A 15,298-nucleotide genomic window follows, 5' to 3' on the forward strand; every position below is an offset into this window, starting at 1 on the left:
ATTGTCACTGATCTCCGTGGTTAACCCATTCAACGTTAAAAGTTGAGTGGGTTTTCTTTTTCAACTACAGGACATACTACTGGAAAAAAGATGAAAGAAGGATGGGTGTGCCGAGGCGTGGTAGCAGTTTCATACGAAAACGTCGAATTGCATATATGGCCTTGGGGGTGATGGCGCTACTGCTGATTTTATTATTCCGACTGGCTTGGCTTCAGGGGACAGCGGGCATTCATATGTCCGTTTATGGGGGGCATTCGCTTAAGGAAATGTCAGCACGTCAGCGACAGGAGGGCATTTCTATCGACTCTGGACGTGGACAGTTTACGGACCGGCATGGGCGACCCTTGACTGGCGGAGTAGTATGGACGCCAGTACTTTTTCCCGATGTAGATGGCAAAGCGGCTTTACATGGCGAAGAACTGGCCGAGCTACTGCGTACGAATAAGAAGCAACTACTGACACGATGGAAAGGGCTGCAATCCCCGCTCATATGGCGAGATGGGCGCGGAGAGCCCGTACAAATCAATCCGCATGAAGCAGGCAAGCTGCTGAAGTTAGCCCCTTCGCTTATTGAGCTTGTACCTTATGCGAAACGTTACAGGGATTTGCCCAATGGCAGGCAATGGCTTGGCTTTTTGTATGAACGTGCCGACCGAGCGAGTGAACTGCCGATGGGGGCAGCCGGGCTGGAAAGAACGCTGGAGCCGTTGCTGAGCGGTATCGGTGAAACGTTCGTCTCCCGATTTGTAGATGCGCAGCGTCGTCCATTGGCTCATGTACCGCTGCGTGTCAGTGCTCCATCCAATGGTCACTATCCATTACAGGTACAGACTACAATTGATCTACCTATACAGGAACAGATTGAAAAGCTGACGGAATCTAGTCATTTGGCAGAAGGGGCGGTGGTAGTGCTCGATGCAGGCAACGCGGATGTACTGGCGATGGTGTCTCGCCCTTTTTATAATCCCGGTCATGTTGATCCCCAGAAAAAAACAGACTGGTCTAATCGTGCACTTAAGGCGATAACGCCTGGTTCCATTTTTAAGTTGGTTACGGCTGCTGCTGCACTTGAATCAGGTGTTGTCCAACCGCAGGAACAATTCCATTGTCATGGAACTTATGGCAAGTACGGTTTGGCTTGCTGGAAAAAAGAAGGACACGGTACCCTGAACCTGGAGGAAGGGCTTGCCGTATCCTGTAATAGTGTGTTCGCTCATCTCGGTGAACGGCTTAATCCTGAGCAAATTCAGGCCACAGCCTCTGCACTGGGATTGGGCCGAACTGTGGGCTGGCAGGAGCGGAATCTTGCAGGACTACCTCAATTCAGACCGCTGGATCACGAAGAAAAGGGAGCCGTATTCGGCCCCCATACGAACGCGTCTGATCCGGGCGTACGTGTACAGACAGCTATCGGCCAACGTGATGTGCTGGTGACGCCTCTCCAAGCTGCCAATCTCATCGTTACCTTGCTGCATGATGGTCAAGTACATGCACCACGCGTCGTCAAACGCATCAGTTATGCAGATGGTAGCACCTTACTGGAACTACCTACTCACGCTGCACCTTCACCTGAGGGTAGCCGCTTGATTCATACATCGACGGCTCGCACGCTTCGTGAAGCAATGGAAAAGGTTGTGACACAGGGGACTGGTGCCTCGTTGCGTAATAAATCATGGAATCTGGCCGGCAAATCAGGTACGGCCCAAGCTTTGAAGAACGGTCAACCTATAAATCACCAGTGGTTTATAGGTTATGGTCCGATAGAGCGGCCTCGTTATGCGGTCGCCGTCCTTGTGCAAAATGCTTTAACAGATTCTACAAATCAAGCTACAGCACTGTTTGGTCAAGTGATGGATCTGTTAGCTCAATCCTCTTGAGTACCACGAGTAGCTTCACGATCCTCCTCCTGTATTTTAACGATAAACGGAGGCTCGTCAAATTCCTCTGTCGGAAACCGAATCCATTGCTGCAGATAGCCTTGCTGCCACAATTCTTTGAGCAAAATGATCAGAATGGGTGACAGAATTAAGCCGGCTAGTCCAAAGATGGACAACGATATAATGGCAAAGGAAAGCATCAGATAGGCAGATGAAACACCGATGGAATTACCAGTGATTTTAGGCTCTGCCAGCTGGCGGACGATCACCGTGACAGCCATGACAATAAGCAGGCCTACAGCCAGGCCGGTATTGCCTGTGATGAACAGATACACTGCCCACGGAATAAAAATAACAGGCACACCCAACAAGGGCAGGATATCAAACAAAGCTGCCACGAGCGCCAATGAGAGGGCATTATCCACTTGCAAAATGAGTAAACCTATAAATACGAGAACAAAGGTAATCCCTACCAGTAGAGCTTGAGCCTTGAGAAAAGCGGAGATAGCTTTAAGTACGTGGTTTTTCAGAAAAAGATAAGCAGTTTTTAGTGTCTTGGGTGTTTTACTACGGGCAATGCTCTTCCAAAGATTAATTTCCATACTTAAAAAGAACGCTAAAATGATTGCAATGGCAAAGTTGCCCATAAAAACAGTGAAAGAACTGAGGAACTGTATGAAAAAGGATAAGCCTAGCTGTGCCCATTTCGTAGCAATGGTGGTGGCAGTCGCAAAATATTCATTCACACGTTCGGTAACACCCGGAGGTAAAGCAGCGATTTTATCTTGAGAAAGATGAAGATACCGCGTGAATTCCGCTTGGATAATCTGAGTATACTGTGGGAGGTTTTGCGCGACTTTCGTAAATTGCGTAACCAGAATCAGACCCAATCCGAAAAAAATAGCAAGTAAAAGGATAATAAACAGCAATACGGAGAGTGCGGAGGCAAAAGGTTTTTTCATTCCTTTTCGATGAAAATAACGGGCAGCAGGTTCAATGCACCAGAACACGACGAACGAAAGGAACACAGGTGCGGCAAGTTGATACAGTTTGCTGGATACGAACATAATTAAATACACGGTTAATACGATCAAACCGATATCAAAAACGGTACGCCAATATTTTTTGTACAATGGAAGCATATGGATACAACGACTCCTTTTAGATTTTTATTTATTGTACACTAAATTGGACCTCAATGCTGACCATATGAAGTAGTGAAATCTCGGCATGTTTACGTCATTGTGATAACATATAAGTAAGTGAGTTTTCCTCAGGAAGCCTGCTTGGGGAGTTCAGAATAGAAAAGTGGGGATAAAACGTGCAGACTTTGCTGTTATGGATGTTTTACATTTCAACTTTTTATGCTTTTATTCCGGCGCTGGTTAGTCGTATATTTGGTTTCCGGGTGTTCAGGCGCGGCAAAAGTGAACAAGAATATGCGCTCACCTTTGATGATGGCCCTGATCCAGTGTATACATCGCAGCTGCTTGATTTACTGAAGCGTTTTGATGCCAAAGCTACTTTTTTTGTTGTTGGGATAAATGCAGAAAAACACCCTGAGCTTCTGAAACGCATGCATGATGAAGGTCATCTAATTGGTATTCATAATTATGTGCACAAATCGAATTGGCTTATGCGGCCTGTTACTGTTAGAAGACAAATTGCCCAGACAGAGTCAGTCATTCGTCGAGTAACTGGCGAGGGAACGACCTTTTATCGCCCACCTTGGGGGATAGTGAACTTCTTTGATATTTCCAACACCAATGGTCGTCGAATCGTATTATGGTCTTCCATGTTCGGGGACTGGAAGGCAAGCATTGGAGCGAAACAATTGGCAGAGAGAATGCTTAAAAAGCTAAGGGGTGGCGAGGTGATGCTGCTCCATGACTGTGGTACGACATTGGGGGCAGACGCGGAAGCGCCACAGAATATGCTAATCGCACTGGAGAAGCTACTGAGGGTCGCCCAAGAACGACAATTACGCAGCGTGCGGGTGGATACATTGTTTTGCCGTCAGTCTGTCAATCAACCTACTGCCTCCGAGATGTCCAGTATGGGTTGGTATAAAAGAACGCTGGTATTTGGATGGCTTCAGTATGAGCGTCTATTTCATGTTTTGTTTCGTCTTCGTCCCGTAAGTCAGGAGGATACGATCTTTTATTATCGTCGCCGTATCTATCATGGGCCAAATGTAAATATGGAGAACAGCAGGTGGCTAAAAAAAGGGGACCCGGTAATCGAACTTCATTTTGATAATAAAAAGTTGTTCCAATTGGGTTCGACGGCAAAGTCGATGGTACATCTAGCTATTCAATTAATTCGGATTGTAAAAAAACAACTTCCTGATCTGACCCAACGCATTGTACATGATTCTGAAATGAAAGGTGTAAAGGCGATCTATGCAGTAAGTATGATTCATCGGGGACCAGAGAAGTTGGGATTTCAAGTTCGAGAGCTTCCCAAAGGATTGTTTAAGCATGTGTCCACTGTATATCTTAAGCTGTTATTTCGTGTTATCCATCCTTCGGGCTTAGAGAAATTGAGTGAAAAAAAAGATGTAATGGTACCGAAAATAATTGTGATGCCACTGGATACCTTGTTTGAACGTTTTCATCAGGGAGACTCACACCGCTCAAACGAAGCTCTTGAGCAAGCAGCTCAGAGAGATGATGTCCATGCACTCAACAGCGAGCTGACTGAATAGGCTAACCCTGATGACCTAATAAAAAAGCCTCTCGATCCTTTGTTAGGGATCGAGAGGCTTTTTAGCCGTTCATAAAGTAGTCCTATCTTAGCAAAGCATTTAGATTTTCATAATTCCGCCGTTACTTGCGTTCGTCACCAGCTTGGAATAACGCGCCAGGTAACCCGTTTTCACCTTCGGCTCAAAGCCTTTCCAGTTGGCGCGACGACGTTCGAATTCTTCGTCCGTAATCTGGAGCTCAATCTTACGATTGTTCAAGTCCAGCTCGATGATATCGCCGTCCTCAACAAAAGCGATAGGTCCGCCTTCTGCAGCTTCGGGGGAAATATGACCGATGGAGATACCACGGGAAGCACCTGAGAAACGCCCGTCTGTAATCAGACCCACCTTGGCACCAAGCCCCATGCCCACGATTTGTGAAGTTGGAGCGAGCATTTCAGGCATACCAGGTCCGCCCTTTGGACCTTCATAACGAATAACAACAACGTGTCCTTCATTAATTTTACCGTTGGCGATACCTGCCAGTGCATCTTCCTGTGAATCAAAGCAGATAGCAGGACCCTTGTGATAGCCACCAACCGAAGCATCAACTGCACCGACTTTAATGATGGAGCCTTGCGGTGCCAGATTACCGAATAATACAGCCAGACCGCCGCGTTCGGAATAAGGGTTGTCCAGTTTGTGGATGACGTTAGTGTCCAGAATTTCCTGACCCTCTACGTTTTCACGAATGGTTTTTCCGGTTACAGTAATACAGTCTCCATGCAGTGCGCCCGGTTTCTTCAACAATTCATTCAACACTGCGCTTACGCCGCCTGCATTATGAACATCCTCAATATGATAGTCGGAAGCAGGTGCCAATTTGGACAAATGAGGTACGCGGTTTGCGACTTCATTAATACGTTCGATAGGGTAGTCAACTTCTGCTTCATGGGCAAGTGCCAATGTATGCAATACTGTATTCGTGGAACCGCCCATTGCCATATCCAATGCAAATGCATTATCAATAGCTTCTTTAGTCACGATATCACGTGGTTTAAGATCCAGCTTAATCAATTCCATCAATTGGCGTGCAGATTGTTTAACGAATTCTTTACGTTCTTCTGCTACTGCAAGAATGGTGCCGTTACCCGGCATAGCCAGACCCATCGCTTCTGCGAGACAGTTCATGGAATTCGCTGTGAACATCCCTGAACAGGAGCCACATGTCGGACAGCCATATTGTTCTAATTCAAGCAAGCTTTGATCATCGATTTTACCAGCCTGATATGCACCTACGCCTTCGAAGACGGAGGTCAGGGAAATAGAGCGTCCGTTCTTGTCTTTACCAGCTTTCATAGGGCCGCCGCTGACGAAAATAGTTGGAATGTTAACGCGCAATGCGCCCATCATCATGCCAGGGGTAATTTTATCACAGTTAGGAATACAAACCATGCCGTCAAACCAGTGAGCGGACACGACAGTTTCCAGAGAGTCAGCTATAATTTCGCGACTGGGCAGAGAATAACGCATACCGATGTGGCCCATGGCAATGCCGTCGTCTACACCGATGGTGTTAAACTCGAAAGGTACACCGCCTGCGTCACGAATGGCTTGCTTGACAATTTTGCCAAACTCCTGCAAATGGACGTGGCCTGGTACGATATCAATATACGAGTTACATACCGCAATAAACGGTTTGTCAAAATCTTCCTCCTTGACACCCGCTGCGCGCAGCAAGCTGCGGTGAGGAGCGCGGTCAAAGCCTTTTTTAATCATATCGGAACGCATTTTCGTCTTAGCTGTCATGATGCTGGTTTCCCCCCAAAGTATAAAAATAGTATGGCGTTCAATGGACGCCGTAATAGCGCAGATGTTTTCTAAAGAGTCTATCATAGATGTGAGCTTTTTTCTACATATATGAAGATTTTGAAAAAGTACAAGAAGTGTTCTGTAATCAACAATATATAGATATGACCAGTTTTATTTGTCTATATATTGCATTTAGAGGAGGTTAGAATGTGATTCTATTAGAAATATGTATACTGATAGGTTTGCGTATCAGGTAAAATATGAAAGGGCCCATTCCGCAATAAAGCGGATGGGCTCAAGCTTGTTTTTATGTTAAAGGAGGGCGGAAGAGGACATTACACCTTAATTTCTGCCGCCTTTACGACCGATGTCTCTGTAGAAATCTTTGTCATGCGACTCAGCTGTAGCATCGCCGCCCTTTTTGCCGATTTCCTGATAAAATTCTTTATCGTGAGAGTTTGCAGTTGCTTCCCCGCCTTTTTTACCAATCTCCTGATAAAATTCCTTATTGTGCTTCTTGGAAGTAGCTTCTCCACCCATACGACCTGCCTCTTCGCGACTCATTTTCCCCTGATTTTGATTACGTGCCATTACAAATCACTCCTTAATAAAAAAGTTGTTTTTTGTTGCGCGCATCCTTTACTTACCACGTCACGCCTGTATGAAACAGGCTCCAAGTGGAGTAAAGAGGGGGTAGACTTGCTCACATGTTGGTCTGTAAGTGGGTTGTGGCGTGTTCAATGTTAAATAAAAAATGGATAAAAAAATTACGCGGACCGTCTAAAAGGATAAGGAGCTGGCCTTAGCATCCACTCTACCTGTGGCTCAATCAGAGGTCGTGTTGCAGTTCGAACCCAAGGCATGGTCAACATACAGCACAGACCAGCAGCACACACCACAATCAACATGACTTCCACTGGAGTGTCTATATATTCGTAGACTCCCTTCGCAACGACGGTACGGACGATCAAGCCATGCAGTAAAAAGACATATAGTGTCCGTCTTCCCATCTCGGTTATACGTCCTGTGACAGCTGGAACAAAGCTTAGGAACGCCATGGATGCTATCCATTGAACTCCATAAATGCCGATGCGGTAAATTCCTGCGTACCATTCGGTATGGCCCAATTCACCGTAAGTCATATTGCCATACAGCCAGCCTGCCGGGATGTCGAAATACGACGTTCCCGCCAGTACCATAAGCAGAAGAGATATAAAGCCAGCGATTATGCGGACTGGAGCTGTGAAGAACCGCCGAACGTCCGCATAATTCAAATGATAACCTGCTACAAAGTAAGGCAAATAAACAAAGGTTCTGCATACGCTCAGCCATATACCATCCACAGGGAGATACCCGACGAGGATACCGAGCAGCACGGATATACCCAATTGGAGGACAGGTGGTATTTTCTGAAAAGACAGCATTAGCAGTCTCCAACAGATATGGCTGGCAAGGAACCAGAGTAGCAAATAAGGAGCAAAGAACGAATGATGGATATGGGGAACGTGGAAGAGCGCAACATCCAAGATCGAATAGAGCGATTGAAAAATAAGATATTGCATACCAATCTGAAGCAGAACTTTTCGGCCTGCAGATCCGGTCAAAGATGTTTGGGCAAAGTAGCCTGTAACGAGTACAAACAACGGCATATGAAACATGAATATCCAGCTGAACCATTGTTGAGCAATATGAAATGAACCGACTAGAGGCTCCAGAGCATTTCCTGCAAATACGCATATGATCAACAGAAATCGCAAATTGAGAAAGAAGCTTTCCCCTTGTACATCATGGCTTGTCGTCATGTGTTTCCCTCCGAGCGGCTTCTGCCGAATAAACTATTTAAAAAATAATTCTTTACAAGGAACAAGGTACGATACTCTGGACTTTATAATTGTGATTTTATTCACAATAGTAAGCGTTATCATAACCTTATTGTGTGGCGAAAGCTTGAACACCAGACAAAGACGGGCTAATACCTGGAAATGTATGCTGATTTGACCCTGTATGTGCAACGATGTTACCCTAACAAGGCTATAGTTACGCTGAGAATACAGCGGCACATTTTATATTCAAATTACGAATTACGAGGTACGAAAGACGAAAGGGACTTTTACAATGAGAAGAAGAACAAGAAGATCATACAATTCATATGGGACACGTGGTCCTCGGAGAATATGGAAAGTTCTCTTAGGCATCCTGATTATTATTGCACTGATAGCAGGGTGGGGAGCATGGAAGGTATTTACGCCTTATCAGCCTGACGAGACGGCGGCGGCTGCATTAGCCGAAGTAGCGGATGCTGTGAAAGTAAATGAACAAGAACATTGGGTTGGTTTTGAGCCTGTAAAAAGAAGCGGAGCTGGAGTCATTTTGTATCCAGGGGCGTTGGTGAAGCCCGAAAGCTATGCGCCTTTGGCACGCCGTCTGGCGGAAAAGGGTCATCATGTGATTATTGCAAAAATGCCACTCAACCTTGCATTGATCTCCCCGGATCTAGCGAATGAAGTGCTAAAGGCATATCCGAAAGAAGCGTTTGTTATTGGAGGCCATTCGTTAGGTGGAGTGATGGCGGCCCGATATGCAGCTGCGCATCCTGATCAGGTCAAAGGTGTATTTTTCCTTGCCTCCTACCCGGATAACAAAGGAAATTTAAAGGATAAAAATCTGCCTGTTATTTCTCTACTGGGAAGTGATGATGGAGTCGTCCAGATGGAAAATGTCCAAAGTGGTAGAACTTATTTACCAGCCAACACGCTGTATTTTACAGTCGAAGGGGGTAATCATGCTCAATTCGGCAGTTATGGTGCCCAAAAAGGGGATAATCCTGCAAAAATTAGCGCTGTCGAGCAATGGAATCAGACGGTAACGGCTTTACAGGACTGGATGAAAGAAAGTGTGGATGTGGCTCCTAAGAATCAGTAAAGGAGGTATGCTGCATGTCTGAGCTGATCGTGCAGGGGGAGCGGTACCCATGCCGTGGTATTCTATTGGATAAAGATGGAACGTTGCTGGATTTTATTCAGTTGTGGGGCCCCTGGGCTCGTTCTATACTGGATATGATGGAGCAGCATCTTGCCGTGGCGGGTGCCGGTTTTACGGTGGAAAAAGGTACCGTTCTAGGTACTGTTCACGATCAGGAGGGGCGTGTGATCGGTTACGATCCTTCTGGCCCGCTGGCCGTGGGGACGGTGGACGAAAGTACAGGGGTACTGGCTTGGCAGCTTTATACTGCTGGTGTACCGTGGAATGAGGCTGTGCGGCTTGTCCGCGACTTTAATAAAACGGCGATGGCTGATATTCGGCGACATCGGGCAGCGAAGGTGTTTCCAGGATTGCGGACATTGCTGGAGCAAAGCCGCCATGCCGGGCTGAAGCTGGCAGTTGTGACCTCTGACAGTACCGAGGCTGCACAGGAGCATTTGGAGTGGATGGGGCTGACATCTTATTTTGACGAGATTATCGGACATGATAGGGTTACATACGGTAAGCCTGACCCGGAAATGGCTGAAAAAGCCTGCGCATTACTAGGATTGTCGCCGGCGGACGTGGTAGTCATCGGAGACAGTAATGGGGACATGCAGATGGGCAAGCGTGCCGGAGTGCGGCTCGCTATTGGATTTGCGCCAGAAGCAGAACGTTCTGGTCATTTACTGGATGCGGATAAGGTTGTTCGTGGATATGAAGAACTGGAGGTGCGTAGGGTATGAAAGTTAATACGTTGGCGGAATGGATACAGCAATCGCAGAATGTTGTTTTTTTCGGCGGAGCAGGCACATCGACGGAAAGCGGTATTCCGGATTTTCGTTCGGCAGCAGGCCTGTATCAAAGTGAGGAGAAATTGCCTTATTCCCCTGAGGTTATGCTGAGCCGTTCATTTTTTGTGAAGCATCCTGAGGTGTTCTTCGACTTCTATCGCAGCAAAATGCTGCATCCCGATGCGGAGCCGAACGGTTGTCATCATTTCCTCGCGTCATTGGAAAAACAAGGCCGTCTAAAAGCGGTTGTGACCCAAAATATTGACGGTTTACATCAGGCTGCAGGTAGTGTGAATGTACTAGAACTTCATGGCTCGGTACATCGCAACCACTGTATGGAATGTGGACGCTTTTACAGTCTAGATGAAGTGATGAACAGCTCTGAGGTTGTACCCAAATGTCCGATAGATGGAGGAATTATCAAACCGGATGTCGTTTTATATGAGGAGGAGCTGAATCAGGATACCATTATTCAATCCGTTCAGGCTATTTCACAGGCTGATCTGCTGTTAATTGGAGGAACGTCGCTGACAGTACATCCCGCTGCGGGCTTGATTACTTATTTTCGTGGTAAACATACGGTGCTGTTGAATACAGATCCGACCTCGTATGATCATAAGGCGGATCTTTTAATCACTGATCCAATCGGTAAAGTTATGGAAAAACTTGCTCATCAATTAGGTTTGTAATCGTTTTCTTGTCAACGCCTGGATAAAAGCGCTATGATGATGTTGTGATGGACATTACAATGTTTCGAGAGAGGCTGGGATAGCATGGTTTATTTAGCTGGCGAAGATCGTTATGAAAGTATGAAATATAACCGTACAGGGAGATCAGGTCTAAAACTGCCCGCTATTTCGCTGGGCTTGTGGCACAATTTTGGCGGGATTAACAACGCGGAGAATGGCCGTAGCATGATTACCCGCTCCTTTGATCTGGGAATTACGCATTTTGATTTAGCTAATAACTATGGCCCTCCTGCGGGATCAGCTGAGGAATTTTTTGGACAAGTTTTAGCCAGTGATATGAAACCGTACCGGGATGAGTTGGTCATCTCCACCAAAGCGGGCTACAATATGTGGGCAGGGCCTTATGGAGACTGGGGATCTCGCAAGTATATGATATCTAGTCTGGATCAGAGCCTGAAGCGGATGGGGCTGGACTATGTCGATATATTCTACTCTCACCGATTTGATCCTGATACGCCGCTGGAAGAAACGATGGGAGCACTGGATCATATCGTACGTTCTGGCAAAGCGCTGTATGTGGGTGTGTCCAATTATAGTGCGGAGCAAACAGCGGAAGCAGCTCGCATTCTGAAGGAACTGGGAACACCGCTTCTGATTCATCAGCCGAAATACTCCTTGCTTGACCGCTGGATTGAAAATGGATTACAAGATGTACTGGACGAAAACGGGGTAGGCAGCATTGCCTTTTGCCCGCTGGCGCAGGGATTGCTGACCAATAAATATTTGAACGGAATTCCTGAGGATTCACGTGCAGCGAGTACATCGGTTTTCCTGAATGAGAACCATGTGACGCCAGAGACACTTCGCAAGGTACGCGCCCTGAATCAGATGGCTGCTGCACGCGGACAAAGTTTGGCTCAATTCTCGCTGGCCTGGGCTCTGCGCGGCGAACGTCTGACCTCTGTCTTGATTGGGGCAAGCCGTGTAAGCCAAATTGAAGAAAATGTTGCTACTTTATCCAATCTGGACTTTTCTCAGGAGGAACTGGATCGGATTGATTCGATTCTGAATGCCGGGAACTGACAGGGCGGCGGCACAGCCTAATGGCGAAAGTTAATTTGTAGTCATCGGCCTAATTTCGTGTTCTCTTATACAATATAAATTAACAGCCCGTATCCGTTTAAAGGATGCGGGCTGTTTAAGTCTGTTTTACGACTGTGGATACTGCTTAACCTTGCTTCGGTACTCGGTTGGAGACTGACCACAGAAGCGCTTGAATTGACGTGAGAAATATAAGGCATCAGTTAGTCCGACCGAAGCGGCCACTTGCTCTACCGATAGTTCAGGACGCTCACGCAGCAGTTGACGTGATTTGTCAATTCTTAGCTTAAGCAGATAGGTGACGGGGGAGATGCCCGTTTCCTTTTTGAATATCCGTGACAAATACGCACGGTTATAACCAAGTCCTTCAGACATTTGCTCAATGGAAACGGGATGTGCGTACTGAGTGGACATATATTGCACCATCTGCTTGACTGTACGTTGAATTTGTGAATCCGCCCCGGACGGATCAGTCCAGTCGCTCAGGTAATTGCCTGCTTCCCCCATAATCAGATACAAATAGCCCAAGGCTGATAAATGAGAACTAGATTTTCTGCTATAAAAGGCCAATTGCATTTGCTTCAAATAACCGGGGATTGGACTTTGATCGGAAGCATGGAAGACAGGCTGGTGAACACGCAACCCTGCCTCCTGCACCACCTGCTCAGTATGGTGTCCAGTAAACGCAGACCAACGATAACGCCACGGTTCCTCTTCATCAGAGGTATAGCTCACCAGCTGACCAGGATGGATAAGGAAAAAATCGTTTACTTCAAGCTGATATGTGTGCTGTTCCGTTCGGAAGATGCCTTTGCCCGATTCTACAAAGTGGAGCAGATAGTAATCATAGATTTTCGGCCCTACGGCATGACCGGATTTGGTTTGGCTCTCTCCTGCAAAAAGCACATGCAGTGGGCTATTTTCATAAAACACTGGATTAGAGGCGACAGCATAACTATATGAATGCGTTTGCAAAATAGGGTCATCCTTCCTGCATTTGTGAATAGTTTAGCGTATGCGGTATACTTACATTGTACATATCCAAGTCACATTTATCCATAGCTTAAACACATGGATGCATTACATTGTGTGACGCTTTCATTTATACTGAAATCATAAGAGATGTCAACCTGATTAAGATGTTACAGGGAAATCAGGTGGCCTTTACTAACGGTATACGAGGTGGATGCGGATATGAACTCTACTGAATTAAAGAAACATTTTATTAAAAAATATGGTGAAAGCAGCAATGAACTGCGGATATTTCATGCACCTGGACGTGTCAATCTGATTGGAGAGCATATCGACTATAATGGTGGTTATGTACTCCCGGCTGCGCTGGAATTTGGAACGACGCTGATCCTTCGTGCGCGTAATGATGATGAGATTCATTTTGCTTCGACAAACCTGTCGTATGAAGTATCTATCTCCCGCGGAGAAATAGGTAAAAACAAAACGGATGAGTGGGTGGACTATCCGGTGGGCGTGTTGGTAGAGCTAGCTGATAAGGGAGTTTATCCGTCTAAGGGATATGACCTGCTCTATCACGGAGAAATACCGAACGGTGCTGGATTATCCTCTTCAGCCTCCATTGAGGTTGTTACAGGATACGCGTTCCTCACTATTGAAAAACAGAAAACAGATACGGTCGAAATCGCTTTGTTGTCCCAGCGAGCAGAAAACAATTACGTTGGTGTCAATTGCGGCATTATGGACCAGTTCGCTGTAGCGAACGGAGCAGCTGATCATGCAATTCTACTGATGTGCGATACGTTGGATTACCGCAAAGTTCCATTCCGTACGGGAGATTATAAGTTGGTGATCGGCAATACAAATAAGCGTCGCGGTTTGGTGGACTCGGCCTATAACGAGCGTCGTAGCCAATGTGCCGAAGCACTGTCCATTTTGCAGCAGCAGGAGCCGTCACTGGAATACCTCGCTCAGCTGGATGAGACGCGTTTCGGAGAGCTTCAGCACCACATCACGGACGAAACAGTGCGTCGGCGGGCACAGCATGTGGTGGAGGAAAACGCTCGTGTATTGGCCTCTGTCGATGCTCTCGCGGCGAATGAACTTGCAGCTTTTGGTCAGTTAATGAATGCTTCTCATGATTCATTACGCGATTTGTATGAGGTCAGCTGCACGGAGCTGGACGTCATGGTTGAAGAAGCCCGACGCATTCCTGGCACGTTGGGTGCTCGTATGACGGGAGCTGGATTTGGAGGGTGTACGGTTTCGTTGGTTCATGAGGACGATGTTGAACGTTTTGTGAAGGAAGTCGGCGAAGCTTATCAGACCCGCACAGGGCTGGAAGCCAGCTTTTATGTATGCAAGGCAGGAGACGGAGTTAAAGAACTGAAGGAGGACGAATAACATGGCCATTTTAGTAACAGGTGGAGCTGGATATATCGGTTCACATACCGTAGCAGAATTGTTGAATCTGGGAGAAGAAGTTGTGGTGCTGGATAATTTGCAAACAGGGCACAAAGCAGCGTTGCTTGGGGGCAAGTTGTATGAAGGGGATTTGAGGGATAAAGAATTACTGTCCAAACTGTTCTCTGAAAATAGTATCGATGCAGTTATCCATTTTGCAGCCAACTCGCTGGTTGGAGAAAGTATGCAAAATCCTGGTAAATATTACGACAACAATGTATTTGGCACGCTGAGCTTGTTGGAGGCGATGAAAGATGCCGGAGTGCGCCGAATTGTATTTTCCTCTACTGCGGCTACCTACGGCGAACCGGAAAAGGTGCCGATTGAAGAGGGTGACCGTACAGAGCCAACCAACGTGTATGGTGAAACAAAGCTGATGATGGAGCGCATGATGTCGTGGTTTGATAAAGTTTTAGGCATCAAATATGTGTCTTTACGGTATTTTAATGCGGCTGGTGCGCATGAGAGCGGCAAGATCGGCGAAGATCACCGACCAGAAAGTCATCTGATCCCATTGGTGCTCCAGACAGCCTTGAAACAGCGTCCACACATCGCTGTGTTTGGTGAGGACTATGCGACACCTGACGGCACATGTGTTCGGGATTACATTCACGTAAGTGATCTGGCGGATGCTCATGTGCGTGCAGTAAATTATTTGCGCGAAGGCAATGACAGCAACGTGTTCAATCTGGGCAACGGACAGGGCTTCTCTGTGAAAGAAGTAATTGAGACAGCACGCAAGGTCACCGGGCTCGAGATTCCAGTTGTGACAGAACCTCGCCGCGCAGGCGATCCAGCGATATTGGTTGCATCTTCTGACAAGGCTCGTTCGGTGTTGGGCTGGAGTCCAGCGCGTACCCAACTGGAGGATATTATTAGCGGAGCATGGGGATGGCATCAGTCGCACCCTCACGGCTACGGCGACGAATAGACGGGAGACGATGA

General features: G+C 46.8%; 13 protein-coding genes. 8 read left to right on the forward strand and 5 right to left on the reverse strand.

The window, feature by feature from the left end; all coding sequences use genetic code 11:
• Positions 1 to 101: 101 nt before the first annotated feature.
• Positions 102 to 1,877 (forward strand): peptidoglycan D,D-transpeptidase FtsI family protein, encoded by a 1,776-nt coding sequence (locus ACWA2B_RS15635; RefSeq protein ID WP_318627535.1) that lies wholly within the window; start codon positions 102 to 104, stop codon positions 1,875 to 1,877.
• On the opposite strand, the gene ACWA2B_RS15640 is transcribed toward ACWA2B_RS15635, so the two are convergent.
• A complete protein-coding gene (locus ACWA2B_RS15640) occupies positions 1,865 to 3,019 on the reverse strand; it encodes an AI-2E family transporter (RefSeq protein WP_069012474.1) in 1,155 nt (384 codons plus the stop codon). The genes ACWA2B_RS15635 and ACWA2B_RS15640 overlap by 13 nt on opposite strands.
• A gap of 179 nt (positions 3,020 to 3,198) precedes the next feature.
• Between ACWA2B_RS15640 and ACWA2B_RS15645 the strand changes: the two genes are divergently transcribed.
• On the forward strand, positions 3,199 to 4,584 hold the full coding sequence (locus ACWA2B_RS15645) for a polysaccharide deacetylase family protein (RefSeq protein WP_449292374.1): 1,386 nt from the start codon (positions 3,199 to 3,201) through the stop codon (positions 4,582 to 4,584).
• A gap of 99 nt (positions 4,585 to 4,683) precedes the next feature.
• Here ACWA2B_RS15645 and ilvD read toward each other — a convergent pair whose 3' ends face one another.
• The 3 genes from ilvD to ACWA2B_RS15660 form a co-directional block, all read right to left on the reverse strand.
• Entirely contained in the window at positions 4,684 to 6,372 is a 1,689-nt protein-coding gene (ilvD, locus tag ACWA2B_RS15650; protein ID WP_341039864.1) for a dihydroxy-acid dehydratase, read from the reverse strand.
• A 345-nt stretch (positions 6,373 to 6,717) separates the two neighbouring features.
• On the reverse strand, positions 6,718 to 6,966 hold the full coding sequence (locus ACWA2B_RS15655; RefSeq protein ID WP_165149659.1) for a KGG domain-containing protein: 249 nt from the start codon (positions 6,964 to 6,966) through the stop codon (positions 6,718 to 6,720).
• A 176-nt stretch (positions 6,967 to 7,142) separates the two neighbouring features.
• The gene (locus ACWA2B_RS15660; protein WP_069012476.1) at positions 7,143 to 8,177 is read right to left on the reverse strand and encodes an acyltransferase family protein; all 1,035 of its coding nucleotides are present in this window, start codon (positions 8,175 to 8,177) and stop codon (positions 7,143 to 7,145) included.
• A gap of 313 nt (positions 8,178 to 8,490) precedes the next feature.
• On the opposite strand from ACWA2B_RS15660, the gene ACWA2B_RS15665 reads away from it, so the two are divergent.
• The 4 genes from ACWA2B_RS15665 (at position 8,491) to mgrA (ending at position 11,902) form a co-directional block, all read left to right on the forward strand.
• Positions 8,491 to 9,297 (forward strand): alpha/beta fold hydrolase, encoded by an 807-nt coding sequence (locus ACWA2B_RS15665; RefSeq protein ID WP_039272872.1) that lies wholly within the window; start codon positions 8,491 to 8,493, stop codon positions 9,295 to 9,297.
• Positions 9,298 to 9,311: 14 nt separating this feature from the next.
• Positions 9,312 to 10,082, forward strand: coding sequence for an HAD family hydrolase (locus ACWA2B_RS15670; protein ID WP_069012477.1), 771 nt, complete (start codon positions 9,312 to 9,314; stop codon positions 10,080 to 10,082).
• Positions 10,079 to 10,819 (forward strand): NAD-dependent protein deacylase, encoded by a 741-nt coding sequence (locus ACWA2B_RS15675; protein WP_039272876.1) that lies wholly within the window; start codon positions 10,079 to 10,081, stop codon positions 10,817 to 10,819. The genes ACWA2B_RS15670 and ACWA2B_RS15675 overlap by 4 nt, the downstream gene beginning before the upstream one ends.
• Positions 10,820 to 10,903: 84 nt before the next feature.
• Positions 10,904 to 11,902 (forward strand): L-glyceraldehyde 3-phosphate reductase, encoded by a 999-nt coding sequence (gene mgrA / locus ACWA2B_RS15680; RefSeq protein ID WP_039272878.1) that lies wholly within the window; start codon positions 10,904 to 10,906, stop codon positions 11,900 to 11,902.
• Between the two features lie 126 nt (positions 11,903 to 12,028).
• Here the strand turns inward: mgrA and ACWA2B_RS15685 are convergent, their stop codons facing one another.
• The gene (locus ACWA2B_RS15685; RefSeq protein WP_069012478.1) at positions 12,029 to 12,895 is read right to left on the reverse strand and encodes an AraC family transcriptional regulator; all 867 of its coding nucleotides are present in this window, start codon (positions 12,893 to 12,895) and stop codon (positions 12,029 to 12,031) included.
• Between the two features lie 219 nt (positions 12,896 to 13,114).
• Here ACWA2B_RS15685 and ACWA2B_RS15690 point away from each other — a divergent pair, with 219 nt between their 5' ends.
• Together ACWA2B_RS15690 and galE are read left to right on the forward strand one after the other, a co-directional pair.
• The gene (locus ACWA2B_RS15690; RefSeq protein ID WP_029515710.1) at positions 13,115 to 14,293 is read left to right on the forward strand and encodes a galactokinase; all 1,179 of its coding nucleotides are present in this window, start codon (positions 13,115 to 13,117) and stop codon (positions 14,291 to 14,293) included.
• A gap of 1 nt (position 14,294) precedes the next feature.
• Positions 14,295 to 15,284: a UDP-glucose 4-epimerase GalE gene (gene galE, locus ACWA2B_RS15695; protein ID WP_029515709.1), complete on the forward strand. Its 990-nt coding sequence runs from the start codon at positions 14,295 to 14,297 to the stop codon at positions 15,282 to 15,284.
• Positions 15,285 to 15,298: the final 14 nt, after the last annotated feature.

Source organism: Paenibacillus sp. CMM36, assembly GCF_053570945.1.

Excerpts from the sequence above, each read along its gene's own strand:
- ilvD (WP_341039864.1), bottom strand. The coding sequence starts at position 6,372 with ATGACAGCTAAGACGAAAATGCGTTCCGATATGATTAAAAAAGGCTTT.
- galE (WP_029515709.1), top strand. The coding sequence starts at position 14,295 with ATGGCCATTTTAGTAACAGGTGGAGCTGGATATATCGGTTCACATACC.
- ACWA2B_RS15660 (WP_069012476.1), bottom strand. The coding sequence starts at position 8,177 with ATGACGACAAGCCATGATGTACAAGGGGAAAGCTTCTTTCTCAATTTG.
- ACWA2B_RS15675 (WP_039272876.1), top strand. The coding sequence starts at position 10,079 with ATGAAAGTTAATACGTTGGCGGAATGGATACAGCAATCGCAGAATGTT.
- ACWA2B_RS15640 (WP_069012474.1), bottom strand. The coding sequence starts at position 3,019 with ATGCTTCCATTGTACAAAAAATATTGGCGTACCGTTTTTGATATCGGT.
- ACWA2B_RS15635 (WP_318627535.1), top strand. The coding sequence starts at position 102 with ATGGGTGTGCCGAGGCGTGGTAGCAGTTTCATACGAAAACGTCGAATT.
- ACWA2B_RS15690 (WP_029515710.1), top strand. The coding sequence starts at position 13,115 with ATGAACTCTACTGAATTAAAGAAACATTTTATTAAAAAATATGGTGAA.
- ACWA2B_RS15665 (WP_039272872.1), top strand. The coding sequence starts at position 8,491 with ATGAGAAGAAGAACAAGAAGATCATACAATTCATATGGGACACGTGGT.
- ACWA2B_RS15670 (WP_069012477.1), top strand. The coding sequence starts at position 9,312 with ATGTCTGAGCTGATCGTGCAGGGGGAGCGGTACCCATGCCGTGGTATT.
- mgrA (WP_039272878.1), top strand. The coding sequence starts at position 10,904 with ATGGTTTATTTAGCTGGCGAAGATCGTTATGAAAGTATGAAATATAAC.
- ACWA2B_RS15655 (WP_165149659.1), bottom strand. The coding sequence starts at position 6,966 with ATGGCACGTAATCAAAATCAGGGGAAAATGAGTCGCGAAGAGGCAGGT.